The following is a 26,268-nucleotide window of genomic DNA, read 5'->3' on the forward strand; positions in this document are numbered from 1 at the left end:
AGTAATCAACACAAAATTTCTAAGCATGAAAAAGTCAGTCGTTATTGTTTGTGTCACTATCGCAGTTCTATTTACAGGATGCGATTTTATTAATAAAATAAAGGAGTTTTTAGGGGTAACAATACCCGATGCAACCGAACAGGCCATTGCGGTTATCGATCGGGGCATCAACCAGCTCGGCGTAGCTTCGGCCGATTGGCAGGACATTATGAGCACGGTAATAGAAGACCTGCCCGACGAAGTACAAAGCACCATTAAAAACGAGGTATCCAACCTTTTGCAACGCGGTATTGCAGCTGTGGGCGCCGAGTTTAGATGTAACGTCGATTTTTTGCGTATCCGGATGCGGCAAGGTTTGCAAAGGATTAAATCCAAATTGCTGGGCACGGAACTCCCTGCCATGGAACCGCATCTGTGCCAGGTGGTGCCCTCGGCCATTGATATGTCGCTGGAGCAGAACAGGCGCAATAAAATAGAGTTTTTTGGATATGATTTTGATGCCACCAATGTGCAGGTATTGCTGGTCAATGGATCCAGGGAAGTGAATGTCACCCGCCACCTGGACCGGCCCACCCATTACGCCATGACATTAAATTTAGGCGCTTCCGGAGTGCGGTTAAATGCGCAAAGCAAGCGTATTATTCTTCGGTGGAACGGGCGTAACATTTCTTCTATGGCTGTTATTCAGGCCGCACCAAATATTTGCGAAAGCAAGTTCAAAAATATTCTCCCATCCAACGTTTCCGGAATGCCATACCATACCGCAAAGCCGGGTAAAAGCAAGGGAGATAAAGAGTTTGACGGGCATGGGCCGCGCATGTATTGCAGCGTTACTTTAATAAACGAAGGGAACCGCGTGCGGGCCAAGGTTTATGCCACGGCAAGCGAAACAACCAGCGATTGGACTTATGGTAAAATGCAAAGGTTTTATACTTTGTATAACGTGGATCCCGGATATGTGATAGAAGATATAGTTAGCCCAACATTTGCGTCATATTCATATACGGATAGGAATCATGCCAAGGATGTGCATGCCGGGAGCGGGCCGGTGCAGAAATTTATATTAAACGGCGATGGGCCGGGCGACGATATAGGACGTAACACCAAAGTGGAGATTCAGTTTAACCCTATAAGGTTGCAGCTCAAAGAAACCGGTGATTGCGTTTCGACCGCTACCATACGTAAGTTGCAGATGGAAGGGGTAATAAGCACTGCTTTACAGAATAAAATTATAGCTACTCCCCAACTCAATTTCCTTGCCCCTTCCGAAATCGGGGAGATTGAAACAGAAACCATCCTGATGGTGGATACGCTCGGCCTAAGTGCCAACTGATAAAACAGAGCTATTGCATACCGGCTGCTACCCGTGAAAACAGCAGCCGGTTTTTTATTGCGTCAGCGAGAATCGGAAGCTCACCCCAAAATTACTGTTAGAAGTAGGGTAGGAGCTCGAAATGTAGGGTGATGTAACAGCACGGTCGTAGAACACTTGCATGTTAAAACGGTCACTTAGCACATAATCGGCTGTTACTTTTAAGGTGTTTATTTTGCGTCCCGAGGTGAGCTGGTTTACACCATCTTCAATCCTTCTGAAAATAGCAATATTGTCTTTCATGGAAAAGTCTACCCTGAGGTTCAGGTCGCTCGACATTTTTTTTGCGCCTGCTTTACTTCCCAGAATCAAATCCATTTTATCAAAACGGTAGCCCACCCCAATAGTCAGGTCGTTGTTGTGGTTTTCAATTATCTGGTTATTGCTAAGGCTTAGGTTGATGGTGCGTGTACGCTTGTTTTCAATTTTGGTAGTTAAGTTGTTTACCCAGGTGATGTTAAACCCGATAAGTGGCATAAACATTTCATTCAGCGATACGGAATTCACCTGATGCTCCGAAATAAAGTTGTCCTGTAAATTCCGAATCCAACTGATGCCATCCCCGCTGTTGCTGTTATAATCCGAATTGCTAACGAAGGAACCTACACTATAGGTAGATCGGTAACCATGTGTTATCTCAAATGTTTTGATGAGTTTTTTAACCGGCTTTATTTTGGTTAAGCCATTATAAGTAACCCGCCAGTTGGGGTGCATTTTCAGGATAGTGGGAAAAAGGTCGGTAAAAATATTATTGGCGTCCTTACCGCTGTAGGCTGCTAAAAATGCCGGAATTAGCACTTCCTGCGAGTTCAGTCCATAGCCATTCCCTCCGGCTTTGCCATCTTTGGGCAAGGGGTCGTACAGCTCGTTGGTGGCAGGGTCTACCAGGCCTACACGCTTCCGGGCCAATTTGCTGGCCAGAATCTGGCGGTTCTGCAAAAACTCATTGTAGGTCTTTGATTCGTATATACCCGTTTTGCTCACCTTTTCAAAGGCGGTGTTGATGAGGTTGAAAGTCATGGTGAAATTACCATTTTCGCGCATATTGTATGCCTGAAAACTGTCGCCTTGCTTATAGTAGTACTCGTTCATGTTATTAGAGTACCTTCTGTTTGCAGTTAAGTCAATTCTTAAACCGTCGATAGGCTCAATAGTCGATTTAATGGTAAAATCTTCCTGATGGGTCATTACATAAGCCTGATTGATGGTGTCAACGGTTACCCAACCTCTTTCTGCCGCCTTTCGGGCAAAGTCACGATCCTGCCAGCCCGCAATAAAACCATAGCCAGGTGCGTTAAAACCATTGTAGGTGGATGAACCCAAAAACTTAGATTCGGGCAGGTAACCGGGTAGAATCGTACCATTGGTTTCGGTATAGTTTACGCTGATGCTTTTAACTCCGGTAGCCAGCATTGCGGTATAATCGGCAATAGTTCCCAGGATGGTCGATTGGTCTTCGCGTGTTCCCGTTACCATCACGCGGGCGTTTTCGTAATCTACTGCGGGTATAAACTCTATTTTGTTTTGATCGATGGTAATTGATTCACCCCGTGCTGTACGTCCGTTTGCGTCGTACATGCGTGCTTTTGCGTCGTTACTACGCAATTTATGATTGATGATGTAGGATTGTCCCTTTTTAAGGTCAATGCCTTCTTTGTTGTATCTAACCGTTTGTTTGTTGCTGCTTCTGCTGCGTGGGTTGCGCCCACCGTATTTGCGCGACAGCCCTTTAAGGTAGCCCGAACGATTGTAAAGTGATTTTAAGTTGAGCTGCACACTCCCTTGTATGTTATTGGAATTACTTATGGTATTGCCCCATTCAATGGATTCGTTGGTTGATTGCGGTGCTGTTTGCCATCGGTACATGCCGCTGTAACGCACCGTTGTGTTGGTCCAATCCAGGTAGGGCAGTTTGTCAATAGGTACTTTATAGCTGGCGTTAAAGTTGTGCTGGTAATTGGTTACCCTGCCACCATTCATGATGTTGGACATAACGGAATCTTTCCATACGGTATAATCATCCTTTAAGTTTTTATCTACCACCAAAACACTTAGCGGCTCATCGATACGTGCATTGGTAACCGATTTAAAATCGAATTTTAACTGCTTGGTCAGGTTATAACGTAAGTCGAAATAGCGGTTCCAGTTAAAATCTTTACGCACGGTGATGGGTATGCTAAAATTGGGGTTATTCACATTACGTAATTGCTCCTGATTATATTGCCGGAGCATTTCGTTACGATACGATAATTGGGTGGGCATCAGGTAAAAGTTAAAGTCTTTTATCAGTTTAAAGGCTTCGCCATTCAGGGCCTTACTCTTTTTAAAGGGTTCGTACACCTTGGGTCTGTTGTTAAAGTTATAGGCCAGTACACCACGGTAATCCTTCGCTACTCTTTCCTCTGTATTGACGTTACGTGCGGTGGTAATATTGTAGGAGTAGGTGGCCGACAGGTTGGCTACGTCATAAATTTTTGATTGGTTGCTTTTGGGCATTAGGCGCACATTGGTAAAGTTTACACTCTTGCGTTTAACTACATCCTGCGACATTTTTTTAATACTGTCGCGTTGTGCACTACTGCCGGCATTGTCCAGTGCTACATCCAAGGGAATGTCCGGATCCAATGGGTAATAATCGGGGCTGGCCACCTCTTTTGAATAGCCAAAATAAAAGGGTATTGACAAGCGCGATTTAGCTCCGGTAAACTTACCCAGTTCCAGATTGGTGGCTATATCGTACTGGTAAAAATCTTCCTGGCTGCGCTCCATCACATTTTTCTCGATGCTCCCAAAACCCACGGTATGTGTGTTACCAGCCAGGGAAACGTTACCCAGATCCGATAGTTTTATGTTCATACGAGCATTGGCAGCCCAGCCACCTTCTTCGTTAAAATCGGTGAGTCTTAGTTCGTTAAACCAGGTTTCAAAAGTTACCACCTTACCTTCGGCCACGCTACGTACACCTATCATTATGTTGCGTACGTTGCTCAGGTTAGGGTTACCTTTAATTTTTACCCAGTTGCGGTTGTTCTCGTCGTCTTTGGCCGTATATACTTCATTTACCGGAGCGCCATTCTGATTTCGTTTTAACTTAACGCCCTGGAGTGCACTAAAGGCAAAGTCGAAACGGTTGTTCACCGGCCATATATCCCGCGCCGAGGTGGCACCATGCGGGGTCATCTCCAAAGGTATTTCGTACTCGTAATAATTGTTACGGCTGTCGGATCCTAATCGTATAAAAGCTCGTACATTGTTGTTGCCTATGCTGCCCTCTACAAACTCTTCGGCATGTACCTCCATCTTTAAGCGTCCGTACTGGCGCATGTCCATGTTCATGGTTTTAAACACGGCGCGACGGCTGTTTTTGGGCATGTCGCTTACTTTTAACGATATGGACTGCTCGTTTAGCTCGCGCAACTGTGGGTTGGCCGGGTCTATGATGCGGTCGATACCGGGAGGCAATACATAGTTGATGGGCGATCGGTTGGCATTTTCTTCAATGTTAACGGCGCCGGTTTCAAATTGGGTTTCTTCGTCACCTAATATTGTTTCGTTTTCGCTAAGGTCGTTGGTGTATTTGCGCCATTCGCTGCGAACCAAATCCAAGGTGGCAAAACGCAGTATGGTGGTGTCCCGGAAGTTGTGCATAAACATCCGCATAAAGCGGATAGAACGCATATCCTGGATGTTACCAATTGTGGTATCAGGCAGGCTGATGGGAATACGGAACTGATACCATTTTACGCGCTCCGTTTTTTTGTTTTTCAATTCCACCTCGGCCTCCCTCACATCGGTAATGTAGTTGGTACCCACTTCCATGTTGTTGGGGTCGAGGCTTACTTTATACTGGTAATAACTCTCGTTTTCGCTTAGAGTATTATCGCGATTGATATCCTCCATGTTAGGGGTAGATATAGAAGCTGTGGCGTAGGATTCGGGTGAATATTCGGAGGGAACCGAGTTGCCTTCCGGCCCGTTAAAATTTTTGTACCTGTCCAGAATGCTCACCTTATCACGGTCGAAGTCGCTGCCTCTGAAGTAATGGTAATCATCGGCAGCCGGATCGTTCATAATACCGTTGTAGGCCGCTTCCGACAGTGCTCCTGCTGCTCTAAGGGTTTCGATGCCTTCGATAAATTCTTTGTAGAATGTTCGTTCTTGTTCGCTGTTTAAGCCGTTTAATCCTACATCTTGTCGCAGCCGTGCATCCGGGTCGTTGCTAAAGGCGCTCACCAAACTCTGTTTGGTAGGTATTAGTCCCCATGCGGTGGAATCCACATCGAAAGGCTCGCCGGGCCCGGGCATGCCTTGCTCAAAAAACTTACGCGAATCGCTCAAAACATCTTCGGATATGTTACCAAGGTTAAAGTACAGATCGCCTGCTTTTTCGGGATTCTCATCATAAACAAACGGATCCATCATCCAAAATTCGATAAACTCGATGTTGGCGGCCTCAAAATCGCTCGTTTCCACCCGACGCTGAATGCCGCCCCAGCGGGTCTCGGGATTGATGAGGTTACCGTTGATATCAAGATCGGTGGTGAAGTTATAAGGGCCTCGTTCCTTGGGGTAGTAGGCAAAGTTTAGTACTGGTATATTGGTGGGTGTTCCTGTGGCTACATCCTGATTGGGGAATATCTCCTTGATAAATACCTCACGTGAAAAATGGTTCGACTGCAAGTCTAAATCGTTGCGCACATGGCTGGGCGTATATTGGTTGTCGCGCGAAAACAGCGGGTCGATAATATACCATGCCGCTTTGGCTCGTTCAAAGCCTGCACTCAAATCGTTGATAAGGTGGGCATTCGGAAATAAATCCGTTTGGCCTTGCGGTGTACTGGCAAGATTCCAGGCAGTCCAGTTGCGCATATCGATGGATATTTTGGTGCCTTCAAAGTCGTCGATGTATGCTTCGCCTTCGTTTTTGATTACATCGGGGTGTCCCGGTATTAATTGGGCAAATTCTCCCTCGAAGGAAATACTGGATGGTTCCTTCACTTGCAATAGGGGAATGTTATTAAGCAAATTCGTAATTACTTGCGACTCGGTAAAATACGAAGTGTTAAAACCGTAAATGGTATTGGCAATGGGTTCGTCGCCAATACTTACTTTTTGCGTAAGCGGTCTTTCGCGCAGGTGCATTATCGTACCCCCAAAATTAAAATCCTTATTGAACTGATAGTTCAAATGGGTACCCATCAGAGTTTTGGTTTGCAGGTTAAACAGGCTCTGACTTTCTAAGGATACCTGTATGGGCGAACCGCTGCCTAACAAGCCCTGATTGATTATTTTTACAGTACCAAAAGAATAATCTACCGTATAATCCACATTTTCCACCAGCTTAATTCCTCCTGCCGTAACAATGACCGAACCCTGTGGTATGTTTTGTGCGTTTAGCGATATCTCGCTTCCCGTGCTTGATTTATACTGACCTTTAAGTCGGAACTTGTTTTTCTCGGCGTTTTGTGTAGCTAATGTTTGGGTAGAATCGTAAAGCGCCTGGTAGCCATATTTTTTCCATCGTGGATCGTTTTCATCTCCACCAAACAGTTGTAATAGATGTGAGCCAAAAGGTTCCAGCACCGGAAAGATAACCCTTCCGTTTTGTGGATAGATGGTTTGGTTTTCGATATAGTCGAAGGTGCCATCAGGAATGGGATCGTAGGCTTCGTTCAGCTTGTCCAGTTCCATCAGGCTAAGCAAGAGTTTACCTTCTAAATTACCCTCGTCGGGCAGGTAATTGATCAACGCGCCGGTTGAATCGTCAACGTATACCACGTCAAAAACAAAATCTTCCCTATTCACCTGATAGGCACCGATGGCATAGATGTTTTTCATCATCAAATCCCATGTTTGTTTTACCGTTGGGGTAAGGTTGGTGCTTTTAAGCATTTTTAAAAACAGCGTTTGTGTGGATTCAATACCGTCGCCGGCAAATTCTCCTACCTGATAGGTTTGTCCGTTGTAATCGTACTCGTAGGCTACGGCCAACACTTCATCGGCATTGAGCGACATGTTTAAGGAGATAAATCCCAGGCGGCTATTTAAAGTGTACTCCGATGGCGATAGCAAACGGGCGTTCTCAATTTTTTCATAATCTCTGCCGTTAATCAATTGCGTACCGCTAAAATCTTGTGTTACGCGGTTAATATCTCTAACCGAACTGTAAGTGTTGTTGAGTTTTGAATATACGCCGTTGGCATCGTTGGCAGGGGGTGCATAGGGGCTGGTTCCCCATTCGGTTGTGTTACGGAGGTTTCTCGAGCCGGTTTCGCCCAGATCCATTAAGGCTAATATGTTACGGGCTTCATCAAATTGACCTGCCCGATTGGTAATCCATACCTCAATGCGGGTAACACTAATTTTTGAGAGCAAAGGATAATTCGACTGGGCATCGTTATATAAATCCCTAAAGTAGTTGGAGAGGAAAAAGTGGCGATTTTTATCGTATTCGTTAATGGGCAATTCATATTCTTGTTGCTGTGCACCGCCCTGGATGTCCATCACGGATGTTTCGCCCTTTTGTTGGGAAAACACAGAGGTAACACTTAGTTTGCCAAACTGCATTTCGGTTTTAACTCCAAACAAACTTTGGCTGCCCGTAATCAAGGTGCCGGGTAGGGGCAGGGAAACATTACCCGCTTCAATAGATTGTATGATGTCGTCTTCTTTACCTTCGTATTCGAGTTTCATTTCGTTTTCAAACTCAAAGGTTGCTTCGGTGTTATAGTTGATGCCCAGCTTTAGCTTATCGCCTATGTTACCCTGGATGTTCATTTGTATTTTCTCCTGAAAATCGAAGGTGGTAGTTTTTCGAAGGTTTTCCTGTAGCGTGGGATTGTCTATTTTATTACGGGTAACACCTATTTTAAGCTCGGCCATACCCTGTGGTTTTATGTTTATCAGGTTGCTGCCAAATATATTCCCCAGTTCACCGGCACCGATGTTTATGTTAGGATTAAAAATATTGAATTTATCGTTTTCTTCGGCTAGCCTGGCCCTGGACTCCCAATAGGATATCATCGAGTTGCGTGTTTGCTCATCGTTGTATTCTTCTAAAGTCATGGTATAGGGCAACTTAACATTTAGGTTGCCAATTTTACGGTACAAATGAACCTTACCTGTTTTGGCATCGTATTGGGTGGTATATTGCAAATTTTGCGGCGTAGCCAGCTCCATAGATTTTTCTTGCTCCGGATGCAAAAAAGGATTGTTGGATTGCTTTTCGATGGGGGCGAACCTGCTGCCTTGCTTTAGTTGTGCGCTGTCGGGTTGCTGTTGGATGTTTTGGTTGCCAGGAATGATGAAAGGATCAGCAAAATTGGTATCGGCACGAACTTCCAAAAATCCGGAACCCGCAAACAAAGTGACTATAAATGCACTAATTAAAATATATGGAAAAACTTTATTCAAGTTTTTTAGCATTGTTTTGGTTACTATTGATTAATACAGAGAAGGCTGGGTGTTAAATGAACGACGCACTGTAGCTATTTATTAAAGCATTTTCAGCGACCTTTTAATAACATCCTCCACTTTGCAATCCGGTTCTGAGGCTAAAATTTTATTAACTACTTTTTGTGCGCTTCCTTTCATAAAACCTAACATTACTAAAGCAGATAACGCCTCATCTTTTATTGTATTGTTTGGTTCGGTAAATATTTTTTGGTCGGCGGCCATCTTACCCAATTTGTCGGCCAGATCCACAATTATACGTTGTGCTGTTTTAACGCCGATACCTTTGATCCCTTTAAGTAAATTGACGTTTCCGGTAGCAATGGCTTCGTGTATCTCGCCCGGCGACATAGACGAAAGCATCATGCGGGCGGTATTGGCACCAATACCGCTCACCGAAATCAATTGCACAAACATATTGCGTTCGCCAGTTTCGTAAAAACCGTACAGGTTATGTGCGTCCTCGCGCAGGTGTTGGTAAATATATAATTGTATCTCTTTCTGGTTTTGTAGCTGGGTATAGGTATGCACCGAAATATTGATGAAATAACCTATCCCGTTGTTTTCGACAACACAATGTGCCGGACTCGTCTCTATAATATGACCTTTGATATATTCGTACATTTTTCTTCAGTTATCAGTAAACAGTTATCAGTAAACAGTTATCAGTAAACAGTTATCAGTAAACAGTTATCAGTAAACAGTTATCAGTAATCATAGTGTTTGTTTATTGCTTACTGTTCATTGTTTTTTGTGTATTCTTGTTGTTTTCAGAATCGAAAATAGAATTCTAGCTATTTCGTCGGCGGAATAAAATAAAATATGGTATTGTTCTTCAGGGATAAATTCTACTGCTAAAAATAAATCTAACCAAAATTTCGTCTCCAAGGTTTCTTTGTAAGCTATACTTACTTTGTTCGAAAAGTCTGCATCCGAAATTGCTCCATTTGCCTCAGCTAAGTTTGCACCTATGGATGTTCCACTACGTTGTAACTGATTGGCTAAATCAAATTCATGTTCTTCTTTTTTTAATACCCTACAAAACTTCACAATATTTACAGCAAAAATAAAGGCTTTCTGGTAAGCAATGCTTTTTTTCATGATACTAAGATTTGTATGGATGGAATTATTTCTACAATCAATTTGTCAATTGGAGTTTCTCTGCCTATGATTCAATGAGCGCAAGTACCTCTATTGTCCACTGCTAACTGTTCATTACTAACTGCTAACCGCTAACTGCTAACTGTTCATTGCTAACTGCTAACTGTTCATTGCTAACTGTTTACTGTACCGCGTTCCACCCTTGTGCTTGCAACTCCACTTCTTCATCACCATTGGTTACCAGATATTGGCCTTTACTTTCGTCGGTTATATGGCCAATAGTATATATTTTTATATCGGTTTCCTGGTTAAACTTGGCATAATCTTCTATGGAAATGGTAAAGAGGAGCTCATAATCTTCACCGCCGTTTAAAGCGGCTACAGTTGGATTCATGTTTATTTCTTCGGCAAAAAGTGAAGTGGCATGGTCAATGGGTATTTTGTTCTCATAGATACGGCACCCGGTGTTCGACTGTTTACAGATGTGCATGATTTCTGACGACAGCCCGTCCGAAATATCAATCATCGCCGTAGGCTTAACACCGATAGTTTTTAGGAACTCAATTACATCTTTGCGGGCTTCGGGTTTTAGTTGGCGTTCCAGAATGTAATCGTATCCGGATAGGTCGGGCTGGATTTCTGTATTGCCTTGATGTACACGCTTTTCGCGCTCTAACAACTGCAAGCCCATGTAGGCGGCGCCCAAATCGCCACTCACACAAATTAAATCGTTAGGTTTGGCACCGCTGCGATAAACGATGTCCTCTTTGTTGGCTTCGCCGATGGCGGTAATGCTGATGGTAAGTCCGGTAAGCGAGGTGGAGGTATCGCCACCAATTAAATCTACATTGTGCTTGTTGCAGGCCAATTTAATGCCATCGTACAGTTGCTCAACGATTGGTAAGCTGACTTTAGAACTCACACCGATAGAAACGGTTATTTGCTTTGGTGTGGCGTTCATGGCATACACATCGCTCAGGTTAACCATAACCGCTTTGTAACCTAAATGTACTATGGGCGTATATACCAAGTCGAAGTGAATGCCCTGAAGCAACAAATCCGTGGTTACGATTGTTTGTTTGTCCTTATAATCGAGCACTGCCGCATCGTCGCCTACCCCTTTAATGGTGCTGCCGTTTTTAATTTCAATGGAGTTAGTGAGGTGTTCTATCAGGCCGAACTCGCCAAGGGATTCAAGGGTTTTCTCTTTGTTTTCGCTCATATATGTTATCTTTTTTTCCTAAACCGACAAATTTAATAAAAAAACCTTGCGTGATACAAAGATATAGACTTAACTGGCTTATGCAATTTGCCGGTCAGGAACCTTTATCCGGTTGAATTAAATCTTTGCGCTGCGGGGCTTGAACCCCTTTGGATTATTCGTGTGTTTTAATGCAAGCGCTCATACCGGGCGCGCACAGGATATTGCAAATGGCACGTTTGGATACATAGTTGAAGCTTCGTGGCCAGTGCAGAGTTGAAAACAAAACTACTTTTCTTGATCTAAAAGAAAAATAAGGTATTGAATGAAGCTATTGAAAAACCGCATTGAAAAAGCCAGGAGGCCAATAGGGAAGCTGACCTTAACGTGGATGAACGTCCGCCAGCAAACAAAGGCAACGGCCAATGCAAGAAGACCTTAAGAGTTTTGCCGGTAACGTCGGTATTGAATCCCCTCAGGGGAGGCGCAGGCGCTACGGAGAAAAAACCAAACGATTGTAGCGGACAGCCTTGCGCAATAAATAATTGGCTTTTATGGGCAGGGAATGAGATGTAGGGGCATGTTGGAGTATATCCAAGAATGGTATCGCACGGCTATCTACCCTGCAGTTTTCACCCAAATAGCCAAAAAACATACCGGATGTAAAGGAATGGCAGAGCCGCCCCCTCCAGACCGTAAATGCCATTACTCGGCTGGATACTATGCACGTCAAAGTCAATGTGGGGAGGAAGGTAACCACCAACTCAATATTTTATTGTGTTGGTGGTTGTGAAAAAGGTGGCGCGGTATTAATCAACTATTTATTGGCCACCCTGAATTTCATTGTTTTGGTGCTTAGGTTGCCTAACTTATCTGTCGCTTCCACATTCACTACATACATTTTCTCCTTCTTAAATAGCTCACTGTCGAAGGGTGAATTAACCCCTCCATATTTATGTTTCACACCACCATCAATGGTGTAAAATATTTCCTGTGTGCCACAATAGCGATCGGTAGCCCCAATATACATTTTTACGTAGGGGGGATAAACATTTATTTTTTCACCTTCAATTACCTCTTCGCGCAAGGCTTTAATACTAAAATTAACATAGATAACAGGGGCTTCATTATCCACTATCAGCTCACTATGTTTCTCCGCTTCACGGTTATTAACCTTATCACTTGCCATAAAGCCAATGCTATGGAAACCGCCGTTGGGCAACTTAAAGCTATCCCCATTTTGATAGGCGCCCCCATTAATTCGATATTCAATCTGTTCTACTCCGGAATCTGCATCTTCAGATTTTAGGAGAATAGAAGTTTCGCTGGAGATGAAAAGCGTATCACGCGTGAAAAACTGAGGTCCTTCGTATTCAATTCTCGACAATGGGGGTTCGTTATCCATGAACACGGTTAGTTGTTCAATAACGGAACGGTTTTTAACAATATCAAATGCCTGAAACCATACAGTTTGCAAGCCCTGTTCGGCCTCAAGCTGTATGGGTCTGTCATAAATTTCATCCATATGTTGCTGACTCTTGCCATAGATAATATTGTGAATGGCCGATACCGTATCTCTGGCACTTAATTCGATTTTACTACGGGCTGACACATATAAAACCTCGTTTAAAAACTGATCACCAAGTACAGAATATGACGCTGTAGGTAAGGTTTTATCTACCACAAAGGCAATAACACTAGTCCCTACATCAGTCCCTTCAAAAATATTACCCACATTATCCTCAGCCCAGTATTTCAATTGGTATTCGCCAGTTGGTAAAGCACTCAAGTGGATACCGTCTTTATATATACGCACAGGCAGGTCGTTAATCTGATATCGAATCTGCTTCAAGCCTGAACGACTGTCTTTGGCCGTTATAATTATTTTAGAATTGCCGGAAGCTACTTTACCGTGCACATTACCTTCCAGGCTCCAATTGGCTATCGGCGCCGTTGCATCTATGGTAAACTCGTATGTTTTTTCTTCCTCCACATTGCCTACATGGTCAACGGCATAAGTTTTAAGCTGGTAATCACCTTCATCATCCAGCAGCAAGGTATCATTATATACAGTGTAGGGTTGCTTATTCAGACTCATATAAATATTTTCGACACCCGACATGTGATCAGTAGCCGATAGGTTAATTTTAAGTCCCTGGTTATAGTATACGGTTCCCTTGTTTACATGACGCTTAACGCCGTTCCATGCCACTTTTGTTGTAGGTGCAATGCCATCAGCATACACATCAAAAATAATATCGGCCAGCGGATACACCACCTTTTTTGTAACGGTATCCACTTGCGAAGGGGTGCGTATAGTGTTTATCCCTTCGGTATCAAGATAAAAGGGATTGGCGTATTGCGGCGTTTTTTGACTTTCTAAGCGATGCATATTTTCTGAAGGATTGGGTGTGTTTCCTACGAATAAATACAGCGGCTGCTGCTTATTGATATACAATTTGCCATCACTCGACTTGTGCATTTTAAAAGAGTGATTCAACGGTGCCTGACCGGATAATAGAAGGACATTAAAACTGAGAATCAGTAAGAATGAAAAGGTTAGATGTTTCATGTACTTTAATAATTTATTATTTGGTTAGTAAGTATCCTGTCCGCATTAATTTTTGTATGTATCCACCCTGAACTTTTATATTAATAGATTTGAAATATCCATATAGCCTGTTCTGATCCTTCCTAGCTTTGTTTTAAGCAACAGCAAGCTTAGGGTGTTCTACTTTTTATATATTATTATACTACGATAGTGCCACTTGCCGGTTGCAGTACTTTGACGGATAACAGATAAGTATTGATAAAAATAACAGAAGTTAAAAGCATAGGTTAATAAGCTGTATAGTGTAATTTATGTAAATTTCACTAAGTCAATAATATATCAGAATAGTGTAGCATAAAACGACATAGATTAAAGACTATCGATTAATAGATTTGAATTAATGCGATTCTATTGTAACATGAGATTGGTAACGCAGTAATTTATTGAACCTTCTCTATTCAGAAATTGTATTAAATAGCCCGTCTTCTATCAAACGTCATAAAGGTATAGCGTAGTAATTAGGAATGGGTTCCGCGCATTTAAAAGCTAACGACATTTCATGCAACCACCTAACTGCCTAATGCAAATATTCAAGCTTTGGAATTACACAATGTAAAATCAAATGAAGGTTAAATGGTATAAACATATTTCTTATATTTTGGAATCATATGTTCATGAAAATTAGCATACAAAGCAGAAGTAGGTTCACCCTGGTTAAATGTCCGCTGTGGGCAATAGGTCTTAAGACCTTCTCCTTGCAATTGATTAAGAAAAAATAGATGGGTGATTTAACAGCATACTTAAACCGAATATTTTTCGGAGCTGATAATAATACTACCAAATACTGCCCACATTCAAACACAAAACCTTTGTAAGCCTCCCCAATATCTGCTTAAAGAAGTAAATTGGGGTAGAGTGGTGGAGGACTGGTTTCCCTGAATAACTATACATCTGACTGTATTTTTCAATGGATTATGATAGTCCTTGTGGTTTAAAAATGAAACTTTTTGTGTAAAATTACTGAATAGGGATAAGCTAAGTAAGCTTGGGTCTACTACATAAAAAAAGGGCATGCCTTCAACCGACATGCCCTACAATGTTTTAATGGATGCACCTTTCCTTACACCATCCCGGCAAAGCCCATAAAGGCCAGCGCCAGTATCCCGGCCACCAAAAGAGCTATGGGTGTTCCTTTCATTCCTTTGGGCAGATCTACCAGATCCAATTGTTCGCGGATGCCGGCAAAAATAATCAGAGCCAAACCAAAGCCAATAGCATTGGCAGTTGAAAAGGCAACGGCTTCCAATAGATTCAAGTCTTTTTGAATGGTCATGATGGCCACACCCAGGATAGCACAGTTGGTGGTAATCAGGGGCAGGAAAACACCTAAGGCCTGATACAAGGGAGGACTTACCTTTTTCAGGATAATCTCTACCAACTGCACCAATGAGGCAATCACCAAAATAAAGGAGATAGTTTGCAGGTAGCCCACATTAAACGGCTCCAGCACAAATTTTTGCACCAAATAAGTAACTATGGTGGCGATAACCATTACAAAGGTAACGGCACCTGTCATACCGATACCCGTAGAAATTTTTTTTGATACCCCCAGGAACGGACATATTCCCAGGAACTGGGCCAGTACAATGTTGTTAACAAATATGGCCGCTATAAATATAATTACATATTCCATTTGTTAGGCTTTTTTAAGTTTATCGATTACTGCAATTAAATAGCCCAGGGCTATAAACGCTCCCGGCGCCAATACAAACACCAACATACCGTATTCTTCGGGGAATATTACCATGTCGAACATTTTACCGCTGCCCAGAAACTCCCTGATGGCGCCTAGCATGGTGAGTGCCATGGCAAACCCCAGACCCATTCCGGCTCCATCGAGGAAAGCGGAAGAAAAGTTGTTTTTTGAAGCAAAAGCTTCCGCGCGGCCCAATACCAGACAGTTAACTACGATAAGGGGTATGAAAAGTCCCAGGGACTCGAACAAGGCAGGCAGGTAGGCTTGCATCAAAAGCTCCACCACGGTTACAAAGGAGGCGATGACAACGATAAAGGCGGGGATGCGCACCTTATCGGGAATGGAATTTTTAATCAGGGAAACCACTATGTTGCTCATTATAAGCACAAAGGTAGTGGCCAGTCCCATACCCAAACCGTTGATGGCTGAGGAGGTTACACCCAGCGTGGGGCACATGCCCAACAGTAAGGTAAATACGGCATTCTCCTTAAAAAAACCTCTGGTAAAAATGGGTAACTTATTCATGATTGGTCTCCTTTCTGTAATGTTGGCACTGCGCTTTGGGCATCAGCCTTTTCTTTGTAGGTATCGTAAGCTATCATAATGGCATCTAAAAAAGCCCTGGAACTGATGGTGGCAGCAGTAATGGCATCAATATCGCCGCCATCTTTCGAAACGCTCATCCTGGTGTTCGCCGGATCACGGTTTACGATGGATTGTGAAGGATTGTCGCCCCGGAACCAATCGTCCATCTTGGTGCCCAGACCCGGTGTTTCTTTGTGCTCCAACACGGCGTAATTGATAATGGTACCATCGGGTTTCAGACCCACCATTATTTTAATTTCGCCGCTAAAGCCTTTATCCGTTTTGGAGGAGATGGCCACACCTAAAAGTTCGTCTCCTTTTTTACAAGGAAAAACTTGTAGGATATATCCCTCTTTCGAGGTCAGTTGGTACATATCGTCAGTAGGATTATTGTCGAACCCCGGTACAACCTCTTTAATGGCGTTTTGTTGTTTGGCCAATTTGGCCATGGCTATGGGTTCTTTGGTTACTTTATAAACCATGCCCAAACTCGCTCCTGCTATGGATGTAATTATAAGCAGGGCAAGCACCATATTTATTAATGTTGATTCTGTTTTTGCCATGATTGTTAATTATTTGGCATGAGCCGGTTTTTCGCCGAAGCGTTTTGGTTTTATATATTTATCGATTAAAGGAACAAAGGCATTCATTATCAGTATGGCAAATGAAATACCCTCAGGATAGGCACCAAATACCCGTATGGCTACGGTAATTACACCAATGCCGATAGCAAATATGATCCCTCCTTTTTTACTCATTGGCGAGCTGGAATAGTCGGTGGCCATAAATACGGCTCCCAAAAATAAACCTCCTGATAGTAGGTGGAACATAGGGGGGGCATACATCATGGGGTTGATATAGTGCAGGATACCCGTAAAAATAAATACTGTAGCAATAACCGCAGTGGGTATGTGCCAGGTAACTATCTTACGGAAAAGCATGATGGCTAATCCTATTAATATAGCTATACCTGCCATTTCGCCGGCGCTGCCACCCTGGAGCCCCAGGAACATATCGCGGTAGCTGGGTATTTGGTCCAGTACATTGGTGGGTAATTCGCCACTGGCGATGGCTTCTTTCATCACGGTAAGTGGTGTGGCGCTGGTTGTAACGTCGGTATAGGTAAAAGGCAGGTTTTTGGGAACAGGCCATGAGGTCATTTGTACGGGATAAGAGATCAGCAAGAAAACTCGCCCCACCAAAGCAGGGTTAAAAGGGTTGCTGCCTAATCCGCCAAACGACATTTTACCGATTCCGATAGAAACCAGTGCTCCGATAATGATAATATGGATGGGAAGGTTGCTGGGTATGTTAAAAGCCAGCAGTAAGCCTGTTATCATAGCCGAACCGTCCCATACGGTGGTTTCCTTTTTCATTAAATACACCTGAATCAGATGCTCAAAAAGCATGCATGATACAACGGCTGTGGCAGTTACAACAAAGGCGCCCAGTCCAAAGTTGTAGAAAGAAACGAGCAGTGCCGGAACAAGGGCAATAACTACTCCGTACATATTTTTTTTCACGCTGTCGCCACTGTGAATGTGCGGCGAAGGTGAAATAGTTAATGTATTCATATTAAAAATGTTTATCTATGTCGTTAGCTATTTATTTGGTTCGGCTGCGCATTATATGTCCTACCTTGCTTTTGCCAAGACGGATGTAATCCAATAAGGGACGATTAGATGGACAGGTGTAGCTGCACGAACCACACTCGATGCAGTCCATAATCTTTCTTTCTTCGGCCATATCATACATGGCTTTGTCGCTTACGGTCATTAGTAAATAAGGCTCCAGACCCATGGGGCATACGGTTATACACTTGCTGCAACGGATACAGTTTTGCATGGGTTTGCGCTTGCTTTCCTTATCTTTTATGAGAAGAATACCGGAACTACCTTTGGTAACGGGGATGTCAGTGTTCACTAAGGCCTTGCCCATCATGGGGCCACCGCCCACTATTTTACCTGTATCATCTGGCAGGCCCCCTGCGGCTTCTATCAAACTACTAATAGGTGTACCTATGCGGGTTAAAAAATTGGATGGCTGGGACACTGATTTGCCGGTAACGGTAACTATGCGCTCAAACAGGGGCTTGTTTTTTTGTACCGCCTCATAAACAGCTACGGTGGTTCCCACATTTTGAACTACGGCACCTACCTCAATGGGCAACTTGCCCGATGGAATCTGACGTTTGATGCAGGCGTCTATCAGCTGTTTTTCGCCTCCTTGCGGATATTGAACCTTTAAAGGCTCAACCGTTATTCCGGGATAGCCCAAAACTAACGTTTGCATATGCTTGATGGCATCGGGCTTGTTGTTTTCAATAGCAATTATGGCCTTATCTATCTTTAAGGCTTTCATAAAAATTTGCGTGCCCACTAATATTTCTTCACCTTTTTCCAACATCAATTGGTGGTCGGCTGTCAGGTAGGGTTCGCACTCCACGGCGTTAACAATCAGTATATCGCATGTTTTTCCGTGAGGGATGGAAAGCTTAACATGCGAGGGGAAAGTTGCCCCGCCAAGACCTACGATTCCGGCATTGGCAATGGTTTTTATAATTTCCTCGGCACTGATGGTGATTTCTTTTTTCAGTTGGGGGCTTCGGTCAATGTTTGTTTCCCATTCGTCGCCTTCTACTTTTATGATAATGGCTTCTTTTTTGTATCCGCTGGCATCCAATATTTTATCTATCTTAAACACAGTGCCCGATACCGGGGAATGAATGTTAGTAGAAACAAAGCCGCTCGACTTGGCGAGCAAAGTGCCTACTTTTACAGCATCGCCCTTTTTAACCACCGGAATGGCGGGGGCTCCTATGTGCTGGGCTATGGGTACAGCCACCTGAGCGGGTACGGGTAGTACCTCAATTTTTTTACCCGCCGAAAATTTGTTTTCGGGAGGATGAATGCCTCCGAGTGAAAAAGTTTTTAACACGTCTATTCCTCCTTATTTTTATTATCCGAAGATTTGTTGTTATCTTTTTTTACCGCATCAGCCGATTGGCTACTAGTCGGTTGTTTTGTGCTTGTTTTTTCAGAAACGTTTGTATTAGCAATGGGATTTTCAGTCGCCCCTTTATTCGCAGCCGGTTTGTCCACAACAGCTTTTTCGGTAACCCGTTTTTTCGCCGATTCTGCGGCGGGTTTTACCTTTGGTGGTGGGAAGTTAATTTCGTGAATGGCATTTGTAGGACAAACGGGAACGCATTTACGGCAGAGTTTACATTTTTCGTAGTCGATGTAGGCCAGGTTGTTTTCCATCGTTATGGCATCGAACGGACATACCTTAACACACTTTCCGCAACCGATACAGGCCACATCACAGGCTTTCCTGGCTACACCCCCTTTATCCTTGTTAATGCACGAAACAAAAATGCGGCGACCTTTAGGACCTACTTTGCGTAGTTCAATAATATCTTTGGGACAGGCATCCACGCAAGCACCACAGGCTACACAGTTATCTTTAATTACCGGCAGGCCGGTGTCAGGATCCATATACATGGCATCAAAGTTACAGGCGGCTACGCAATCCCCTTCGCCTAAACAACCGTAGGAGCAACCGGTATCGCCACCGTATAGCGATGCAGATACAGCACAGGAGCCGGCACCATCGTAGTGGTTCGTTTTGGGTCGGTTATCGCAGGTGCCAAAGCAACGCACTACCGCAATCAGCGGGGCAGCGGTGCTGGCCTCTTTGCCCAATATTTCTGCTACAGTGTTCATGGTGTCGGCACCACCAACGGGGCAGTTGAGGGCCGATATATCGTCGCTTTTTACCAAAGCTTCGGCAAAAGCCCTACAACCCGGAAGTCCACAGCCACCACAGTTGGCAGCCGGCAAGGCCTCCTCTACCAAGTCTATCCTCGGATCCTCGAAAACCTTAAACTTCTGTGCCACAAAATAGAGCACCAGTGCAGCAACCGTTCCGAGTACTGCGAGTGTTAAAATAGTTATGACTACTACGTTCATTTTATTTAGCTTTTATCTATTCTATTATTTCTTTAATTGTAAACACAAATGTTTTTTTGAGCATGGGTGTGTACATCTTAACCACAAAAAAATAAGGGATTAATATGGCCAATGATGCTATGCCTGCAATTCCCTCGCTTTTTGTAATTCCGTAAACCACAAATAAAGTGATGAATACCAATGCAAATGGATAGATGTAGGCTATTAACGAGGCTTTTAAGCCAAGTGATTTTTGTCCCTGAATAATGACTTTTTTACCAACGCTTAAATTGTTAAAGCCAAAGGGGCTAACGTCAATTGTTTTTTCTTTCATATCGGCTGCGTTGCAGGCTCCCTTAGCATGGCATGATGCACATGCCGACTCGCTTAAAATACGTACTTTGACCTGGCTCTTATCTATCGCCTCTATATATCCTGTATGCTCAACAAAGTTCAATTTCGACATCGTGTTTTAAAAATTTCAGAACAAATGTAGTTAATAGGATAGTACAGAAAAGCCAATTTTGTAATTTGGAATTGGTATAAATAAAGAAAAGTGCAATGTGGACATTGCAAAAGGCTGATGAATAGTGCAACGTAGAGATTGCAATTTGCAGAAATGAGGTGATTGTTTTTTTAATTTGTTTTTGCTGATAGCTTTGATAAAGCTATTTAATTGAACCGCCAATGGTGCGAATGACGCGAATGGAACTGCTGCGCAGTAGGGTTTGCGGCAGGTAATTTATTCGCTAAATTGGTTTAATTCGTGGTTGTAGAAGCGTGAACCGTTCATCCCTCCGGTTGCGACTTAAAGTTGCCTCCGCTGTTGTGAGTAAACGTTCTAGCTTATAAGGCTCCAGTTAAGCTTTTGGCGGGCCAGTTTGGTGAGTTGCCGTTTGAGTATTTGGTTTTCGGGGTTTTCGAGCGTGGGGTCTTTGTCGAGGATGGCATTAGCCACGTTACGGGCATGTTGCAGCAATTGGGAATCGCGGGTGAGGTTAGCTATCTTCAGGTCGAAGGGCAGACCGCTCTGTTGTGTACCTTCCATGTCGCCGGGACCACGAAGTTTCATGTCGGCCTCGGCTATTTCAAAGCCATCGTTCGTATCTACCATGATGCTCATGCGCTTTTTACTGTCTTCGCCTAGTTTATGGCCTGTCATTAAAATGCAGTAGCTTTGGTCGACTCCCCGGCCCACTCTGCCGCGTAACTGGTGCAGTTGCGAGAGGCCAAAGCGTTCTGCACTTTCGATAACCATTACGGAGGCATTGGGCACGTTAACACCCACCTCAATTACGGTGGTGGCTACTAATATATGAGCACGGCCACTGGTAAACTCCTGCATGGCTGCATCTTTCTCGGCCGGTTTCATCTTACCATGTACCATGGCTGTGGTATATTCCGGAAAAGCGGACTGCATATATTCCAGTCCTTCGGCCAGGTTTTTATAATCCATCTTTTCCGATTCTTCTATCAAAGGGTAAACCACATATATCTGTCGTCCATTATCAATTTCGGCTTTAATAAACCGGTTGAGGTTGTTACGGTGGTTATGGAAATAATGTTTGGTTTGTATGGGTTTACGGCCCGGTGGCAACTCATCAATTACGGACACATCGAGGTCGCCATAAACCGTCATAGCCAGGGTGCGGGGAATGGGTGTGGCCGTCATCACCAATACATGCGGTGGTATGCTATTTTTTTTCCAGAGCCGGGCACGTTGGGCTACCCCAAAGCGGTGCTGCTCGTCGATGATGACCATGCCCAGGTTTTTAAACTTCACTACATCTTCCAGTAGGGCATGTGTACCTATAAGTATTTGCAGCTTGCCCGATTGTAGTTCGGCATGAATCTGCTCCCGATCCTTTTTTTTGCTCGAACCGGTCAGCAGCTTTACGTTTAAATCCATCCCTTGTAATAATTCGATGATAGAATCGAAATGTTGCGAGGCGAGTATTTCGGTAGGTGCCATCAGGCAAGTCTGAAAGTTATTATCTAATGCAATGAGCATTACCATAAGAGCCACCATGGTTTTACCGCTGCCCACATCGCCTTGCAGCAGACGGTTCATCTGCCTTCCTGAGCCTACATCGTGCCTGATTTCCCGTATAACACGTTTTTGGGCTCCGGTAAGCTCAAAGGGTAAATTATGGTGAAAAAAATGATTGAAGTAATCGCCAACGGTGGTGAAGGTATGCCCGCTGATATTTAGCTTACGTTGTGTTTTTAGCCGTAGGATGCTGAGCTGAATATAAAATAGTTCCTCGAACTTCAGGCGAAACTGAGCCTGCTGCAACACCTGCGAATCGGCTGGGAAATGAATTGTACGCAATGCTTTGTCTAGTAGCATCAATTTGTATTGCTGAATGATATAGGCAGGTAGACTTTCGGATAGGGCTCCCTGAAATGAAAGGAAGATGTTTTGCTGCATCTTTTGTATGGTCTTGGAGTTCAGGTAGCTGTTCTTCATCTTTTCGGTGGTATTGTAAAAAGCTTGCAGGCCGAAGGTTATTTTCGGTTTGGCGCTGTCCACTTTTTCCATTTCGGGATGAACGATATTATAGCTCTGGTTGAATTTACTTGGTTTGCCGAAGATAATATACTCGGCTTTGGGATCCAACCCGGATTTTATTTGTTTAATATATTTAAACCACACCAGCTCTATTACGCCTGTGTCGTCGGCAAACTTGGCTACCAGACGCTGCGACCGTCCTTGTCCCATGCTGTTGAGTGAAATAACCTTACCTCGCAGTTGAATGTGCGACGAAGTGCTGCTTATCTCACCTATCTTATAAGTTCTACTCCTATCCACATATTTATAGGGGAAATGGTACAGCAAATCCTCATACGATTGAATTTTGAGTTCTTTCTTGAGTAGTTCGGCTCTCTTGGGGCCTACACCGGGCAAATAGGTTATATCTTTTGTGGATAATTCCGACATAAGGCCATTAAAACAAATTAGATTGTAGATACAAGAGACTGGTAGATAATAGACTTACATGCAAATGGTACAACATAAATAGCTTCATAGCCAGCTGTTAGACTTTGCAAAACCATAATCATTTATACAGTTACCAAAGGTCAAAAATAACGGATTAGTAACAATGTTCCAAACGTAATCCCAGCCTACTTAAGGTTTCATGGTTTAAAAAAGAGACACTTCAATTAATGATACATTGCCACGCACACCCTAGGTGTTACGGTATAATAAGGCCCTATATTACCGGGGGGGGTAAAGGAATGTCTTATCGTCAGCTTTGAAAGCGTTGACCAAAACCAAAAAGTCAACTCCTACAACCTTGTAATGATTTTGATGACAATACTCCGGTGAAACTCTTGGTACTGCATGGAAAATTCGTACCGAGTAGTTTATATTTTATATCATAAACCAATCACAATAGCTTCACTTGCGCGGTTCGCTTTTTCGCGGGCTTCTTCAATAGACGCACCTCTGGACAGACATACACCCATCCTCCGTTCGCCTTGCACCCCCGGTTTTCCGAATAATCTTATTTGGGTGTCGGGTTCGGTCAAAGCATTTTCCAGCCCCGTAAAACTCACCTGTGTTGAGTTTCCTTTTGCCATAATCACGCTGCTGGCAGCTGGGGCATGCTGTACGATGTTGGGTATGGGCAATCCGAGTATGGCACGCGCGTGCAGGGCAAATTCGCTCAAATCCTGCGAAATCATAGTCACCATGCCGGTATCGTGTGGTCGAGGCGACAGTTCGCTGAAATAAACCATGTCGCCTTTTACAAAAAACTCCACACCAAACAAGCCTCTTCCTCCCAAGGCTTTCACCACTTTTTTGGCCATTAACTGTGCATGGGCCAATGCTTTTTGGCTCATGGCCTGTGGTTGCCACGATTCCTTATAATCTCCACCCTCTTGCCTATGTCCAATGGGGGCGCAAAAAGAAACACCGTTAATATGACTGACGGTGAGCAGGGTTATTTCGTAATCAAAATCCACAAAGCCCTCAATGATAACGCGGTCGCTTTTGGCGCGGGCACCTTTAAGGGCATGATTCCAGGCGTAGTCGATATCCGCTTCACTTTTTACTATGCTCTGTCCTTTTCCCGATGAACTCATGATAGGCTTTACTACACAAGGGAAGCCTATTTTTGCAATAGCTGCTTCAAACTCCTCTTTTGTTCCGGCAAATTGGTAAGGTGACGTAAGCAACCCGAGTTCATCTGCTGCCAGGTTTCTTATGCCTTCACGATTCATAGTCAGTTGGGTGGCTTTGGCGGTGGGTATCACATTAAAACCTTCTTTTTCGAGCTCTAACAAGGTGTCGGTTGCAATGGCCTCTACTTCGGGTATGATGTAATGCGGTTTCTCTTCGCGGATTATTTTGGCCAAAGCTATCCCATCCAGCATGGATACCTGATAGCTACGGTGTGCTACCTGCATGGCTGGTGCATTTTTATATTGGTCAATGGCAATTACCTCAACACCATAGCGCTGAAATTCAATAGCCACTTCTTTACCCAGTTCGCCCGAGCCTAATAATACTATTTTGGTTGCGTTAGCTGATAAGGGCGTACCTATGCTTTTATTGGTTGTTGGGTTCATGTGTTATTTTTTTGGGAAGCACAAAAATAAGATTTATTAAAATAAAAAACGCAAAGACTTGCGATATGTCTTTGCGTTTGATTATAATTTACTTCAAAAATTTTTGCTTGATAGTACTTATTTTAAATACGAGTTCAGCATCCAAAGGGTTTTTTCGGTTTGGGCTATATAGTCGCTCATCAAGGCCACGGTTCCTTCGTCGTTGGCATCGCCGGCCAGGGCAAGTATCTCACGTTCTAAGCATACTAAAGTGGCAAAATTGTCCACTACCACTTCAACGGCTTTATCCCCTCCGCTTATGCCTTTTGCTTCTTTAATAGTTGCGGTTTTTAAATAATCGCTAAAAGTATGAAGTGGCTCTACCTCAAGGGTTAAAATTCGTTCTGCAATTTCATCTACTTTTACCACAGCATCGTCGTAAAACTCCTCGAATTTAGTATGCAGTTCAAAAAAATCGCGTCCTTTGATATTCCAATGAAAACCTCTTAGGTTCTGATAAAAAAGTTGATAATCGGCCAATAGCTCATTTAACTTTTCGGCCAATACTTTTGTTTTCTCCTTGTCTAATCCAACTAAATTCTTCATTTCGTTTAAATTTTTAGTATTTAACTTTTCGTTTGTTTTATTTTGTAGTACAAATATGTACATTTTTAAATCATCAATCAAATCGAATGTTTTGATATGTGTATAGATTATAACTATGACATCTGATTGCGAATGGTTTAAGTGGTGTGTAGTAAAAAAATAGGAATGATTACTTTAACACAGTTAGAATATGTGGTTGCCGTAGATACCTACCGCCATTTTGTAACGGCCAGCGAAAAATGCTTTGTGTCGCAACCTACTTTAAGTATGCAGGTGAAAAAACTGGAAGAAGAGTTGGGGGTGATGATATTCGACCGGAGTAAACAACCCGTGGTGCCTACGCATGTGGGTAAAGCTATTGTGGAACAGGCACGTAAAACCCTGGCAGAGAATAAACGAATTTATAACTTAGTGCAAGAGTTTACCAACCGCATGGATGGTGAGCTGAGCATTGCTATTATTCCTTCACTGGCACCCTATCTGCTACCCCTTTTTGTGGGCTCATTTTCGCGCATGTACCCAACCGTAAAAATAAAAATAGTGGAATTATTGTCGGAAGATATCATCGACCAGTTGAATAAAGATACGGTGGATGTAGGCCTGTTGGTTACACCACTGAATGAGAAAGGTATCCGGGAGAAAACCATCTTTTATGAGCGTATGTTTTTGTATGTCAATAATGAGCACCCTCTGGCAGCTTTGCCAAAGATAGATTCCGAAGATATGGACGTAGAGGGTTTATGGTTGTTAAGTAGAGGGCATTGTTTTAGAAGTCAGGTAGTTAATCTTTGTTCGTTTCGCGATAAAATGAGAGATGAAAATTCTATTGATTACGAAAGTGGTTCATTAGAAACGATAAAAAAGCTGGTGGAAATAGAAGGAGGCTATACCCTGCTGCCTGAGCTTTCGGTTGATGATAAGGTACGCAATAATAAATATGCCCGGATTAAGAATATTGGAGATAGCGATCCCTTGCGCGAGGTGAGCATGGTCTACTCCCGTAACTTTGCAAAGCAGCAGCTGCTCCATGTGTTGTTCGACTGTATAAGAGAATCTGTACCGCAACACCTACTCAACAAAAAACATGGACATATAGTGGAGTGGCGCAAGTGAGCAATTCATCTAAATAAACACACA

Annotated in this window: 17 protein-coding genes; 2 read left to right on the forward strand and 15 right to left on the reverse strand. The window is 43.4% G+C overall.

What is annotated here, in order from left to right:
* Window positions 1-25: 25 nt before the first annotated feature.
* The gene (locus FN809_RS00725) at window positions 26-1,333 is read left to right on the forward strand and encodes a hypothetical protein (protein ID WP_142531566.1); all 1,308 of its coding nucleotides are present in this window, start codon (window positions 26-28) and stop codon (window positions 1,331-1,333) included.
* A gap of 54 nt (window positions 1,334-1,387) precedes the next feature.
* Here the strand turns inward: FN809_RS00725 and sov are convergent, their stop codons facing one another.
* From sov to FN809_RS00800, 15 genes are all read right to left on the reverse strand, one after another.
* Entirely contained in the window at window positions 1,388-8,785 is a 7,398-nt protein-coding gene (sov, locus tag FN809_RS00730) for a T9SS outer membrane translocon Sov/SprA (RefSeq protein WP_246095370.1), read from the reverse strand.
* A gap of 81 nt (window positions 8,786-8,866) precedes the next feature.
* Window positions 8,867-9,448, reverse strand: a complete 582-nt coding sequence (gene ruvA / locus FN809_RS00735; RefSeq protein ID WP_142531567.1) for a Holliday junction branch migration protein RuvA — start codon at window positions 9,446-9,448, stop codon at window positions 8,867-8,869.
* A gap of 117 nt (window positions 9,449-9,565) precedes the next feature.
* Window positions 9,566-9,925 carry a four helix bundle protein gene (locus tag FN809_RS00740; protein WP_185957386.1) on the reverse strand — a complete coding sequence of 120 codons (360 nt, stop codon included), beginning with the start codon at window positions 9,923-9,925 and terminating at the stop codon, window positions 9,566-9,568.
* Window positions 9,926-10,106: 181 nt separating this feature from the next.
* A complete protein-coding gene (thiL, locus tag FN809_RS00745; RefSeq protein ID WP_142531569.1) occupies window positions 10,107-11,147 on the reverse strand; it encodes a thiamine-phosphate kinase in 1,041 nt (346 codons plus the stop codon).
* Between the two features lie 796 nt (window positions 11,148-11,943).
* A complete protein-coding gene (locus FN809_RS00750) occupies window positions 11,944-13,698 on the reverse strand; it encodes an OmpL47-type beta-barrel domain-containing protein (RefSeq protein ID WP_185957387.1) in 1,755 nt (584 codons plus the stop codon).
* Window positions 13,699-14,797: 1,099 nt separating this feature from the next.
* Window positions 14,798-15,370, reverse strand: coding sequence for an electron transport complex subunit RsxA (gene rsxA / locus FN809_RS00755; protein WP_142531571.1), 573 nt, complete (start codon window positions 15,368-15,370; stop codon window positions 14,798-14,800).
* A gap of 3 nt (window positions 15,371-15,373) precedes the next feature.
* Entirely contained in the window at window positions 15,374-15,958 is a 585-nt protein-coding gene (locus FN809_RS00760; protein WP_142531572.1) for an RnfABCDGE type electron transport complex subunit E, read from the reverse strand.
* The gene (locus FN809_RS00765) at window positions 15,955-16,581 is read right to left on the reverse strand and encodes an RnfABCDGE type electron transport complex subunit G (protein WP_142531573.1); all 627 of its coding nucleotides are present in this window, start codon (window positions 16,579-16,581) and stop codon (window positions 15,955-15,957) included. The genes FN809_RS00760 and FN809_RS00765 overlap by 4 nt, the downstream gene beginning before the upstream one ends.
* Before the next feature lie 9 nt (window positions 16,582-16,590).
* On the reverse strand, window positions 16,591-17,592 hold the full coding sequence (locus tag FN809_RS00770) for an RnfABCDGE type electron transport complex subunit D (protein ID WP_142531574.1): 1,002 nt from the start codon (window positions 17,590-17,592) through the stop codon (window positions 16,591-16,593).
* A 31-nt stretch (window positions 17,593-17,623) separates the two neighbouring features.
* Complete coding sequence (gene rsxC / locus FN809_RS00775) at window positions 17,624-18,955, reverse strand: electron transport complex subunit RsxC (protein ID WP_142531575.1); 1,332 nt, start codon at window positions 18,953-18,955, stop codon at window positions 17,624-17,626.
* Window positions 18,956-18,957: 2 nt separating this feature from the next.
* Entirely contained in the window at window positions 18,958-19,989 is a 1,032-nt protein-coding gene (locus FN809_RS00780; protein ID WP_142531576.1) for a Fe-S cluster domain-containing protein, read from the reverse strand.
* Between the two features lie 16 nt (window positions 19,990-20,005).
* Window positions 20,006-20,434: a SoxR reducing system RseC family protein gene (locus FN809_RS00785; protein WP_142531577.1), complete on the reverse strand. Its 429-nt coding sequence runs from the start codon at window positions 20,432-20,434 to the stop codon at window positions 20,006-20,008.
* A 375-nt stretch (window positions 20,435-20,809) separates the two neighbouring features.
* Window positions 20,810-22,909 (reverse strand): ATP-dependent DNA helicase RecG, encoded by a 2,100-nt coding sequence (gene recG / locus FN809_RS00790; protein ID WP_142531578.1) that lies wholly within the window; start codon window positions 22,907-22,909, stop codon window positions 20,810-20,812.
* A 440-nt stretch (window positions 22,910-23,349) separates the two neighbouring features.
* The gene (gene purT, locus FN809_RS00795; RefSeq protein ID WP_142531579.1) at window positions 23,350-24,546 is read right to left on the reverse strand and encodes a formate-dependent phosphoribosylglycinamide formyltransferase; all 1,197 of its coding nucleotides are present in this window, start codon (window positions 24,544-24,546) and stop codon (window positions 23,350-23,352) included.
* 117 nt (window positions 24,547-24,663) lie between these two features.
* Window positions 24,664-25,131, reverse strand: coding sequence for a Dps family protein (locus FN809_RS00800; protein ID WP_142531580.1), 468 nt, complete (start codon window positions 25,129-25,131; stop codon window positions 24,664-24,666).
* A 165-nt stretch (window positions 25,132-25,296) separates the two neighbouring features.
* Here FN809_RS00800 and FN809_RS00805 point away from each other — a divergent pair, with 165 nt between their 5' ends.
* Entirely contained in the window at window positions 25,297-26,244 is a 948-nt protein-coding gene (locus tag FN809_RS00805) for a hydrogen peroxide-inducible genes activator (RefSeq protein ID WP_142531581.1), read from the forward strand.
* Window positions 26,245-26,268: the final 24 nt, after the last annotated feature.

Source organism: Saccharicrinis carchari (assembly GCF_900182605.1).
In the GTDB taxonomy this organism is placed as follows: Bacteria; Bacteroidota; Bacteroidia; order Bacteroidales; family Marinilabiliaceae; genus Saccharicrinis; species Saccharicrinis carchari.

Coding starts and splice junctions, on each gene's coding strand:
- FN809_RS00725 (WP_142531566.1), top strand. CDS start 26: ATGAAAAAGTCAGTCGTTATTGTTTGTGTCACTATCGCAGTTCTATTT.
- ruvA (WP_142531567.1), bottom strand. CDS start 9,448: ATGTACGAATATATCAAAGGTCATATTATAGAGACGAGTCCGGCACAT.
- FN809_RS00740 (WP_185957386.1), bottom strand. CDS start 9,925: ATGAAAAAAAGCATTGCTTACCAGAAAGCCTTTATTTTTGCTGTAAAT.
- thiL (WP_142531569.1), bottom strand. CDS start 11,147: ATGAGCGAAAACAAAGAGAAAACCCTTGAATCCCTTGGCGAGTTCGGC.
- FN809_RS00750 (WP_185957387.1), bottom strand. CDS start 13,698: ATGAAACATCTAACCTTTTCATTCTTACTGATTCTCAGTTTTAATGTC.
- rsxA (WP_142531571.1), bottom strand. CDS start 15,370: ATGGAATATGTAATTATATTTATAGCGGCCATATTTGTTAACAACATT.
- FN809_RS00760 (WP_142531572.1), bottom strand. CDS start 15,958: ATGAATAAGTTACCCATTTTTACCAGAGGTTTTTTTAAGGAGAATGCC.
- FN809_RS00765 (WP_142531573.1), bottom strand. CDS start 16,581: ATGGCAAAAACAGAATCAACATTAATAAATATGGTGCTTGCCCTGCTT.
- FN809_RS00770 (WP_142531574.1), bottom strand. CDS start 17,592: ATGAATACATTAACTATTTCACCTTCGCCGCACATTCACAGTGGCGAC.
- FN809_RS00780 (WP_142531576.1), bottom strand. CDS start 19,989: ATGAACGTAGTAGTCATAACTATTTTAACACTCGCAGTACTCGGAACG.
- FN809_RS00785 (WP_142531577.1), bottom strand. CDS start 20,434: ATGTCGAAATTGAACTTTGTTGAGCATACAGGATATATAGAGGCGATA.
- recG (WP_142531578.1), bottom strand. CDS start 22,909: ATGTCGGAATTATCCACAAAAGATATAACCTATTTGCCCGGTGTAGGC.
- purT (WP_142531579.1), bottom strand. CDS start 24,546: ATGAACCCAACAACCAATAAAAGCATAGGTACGCCCTTATCAGCTAAC.
- FN809_RS00800 (WP_142531580.1), bottom strand. CDS start 25,131: ATGAAGAATTTAGTTGGATTAGACAAGGAGAAAACAAAAGTATTGGCC.
- FN809_RS00805 (WP_142531581.1), top strand. CDS start 25,297: ATGATTACTTTAACACAGTTAGAATATGTGGTTGCCGTAGATACCTAC.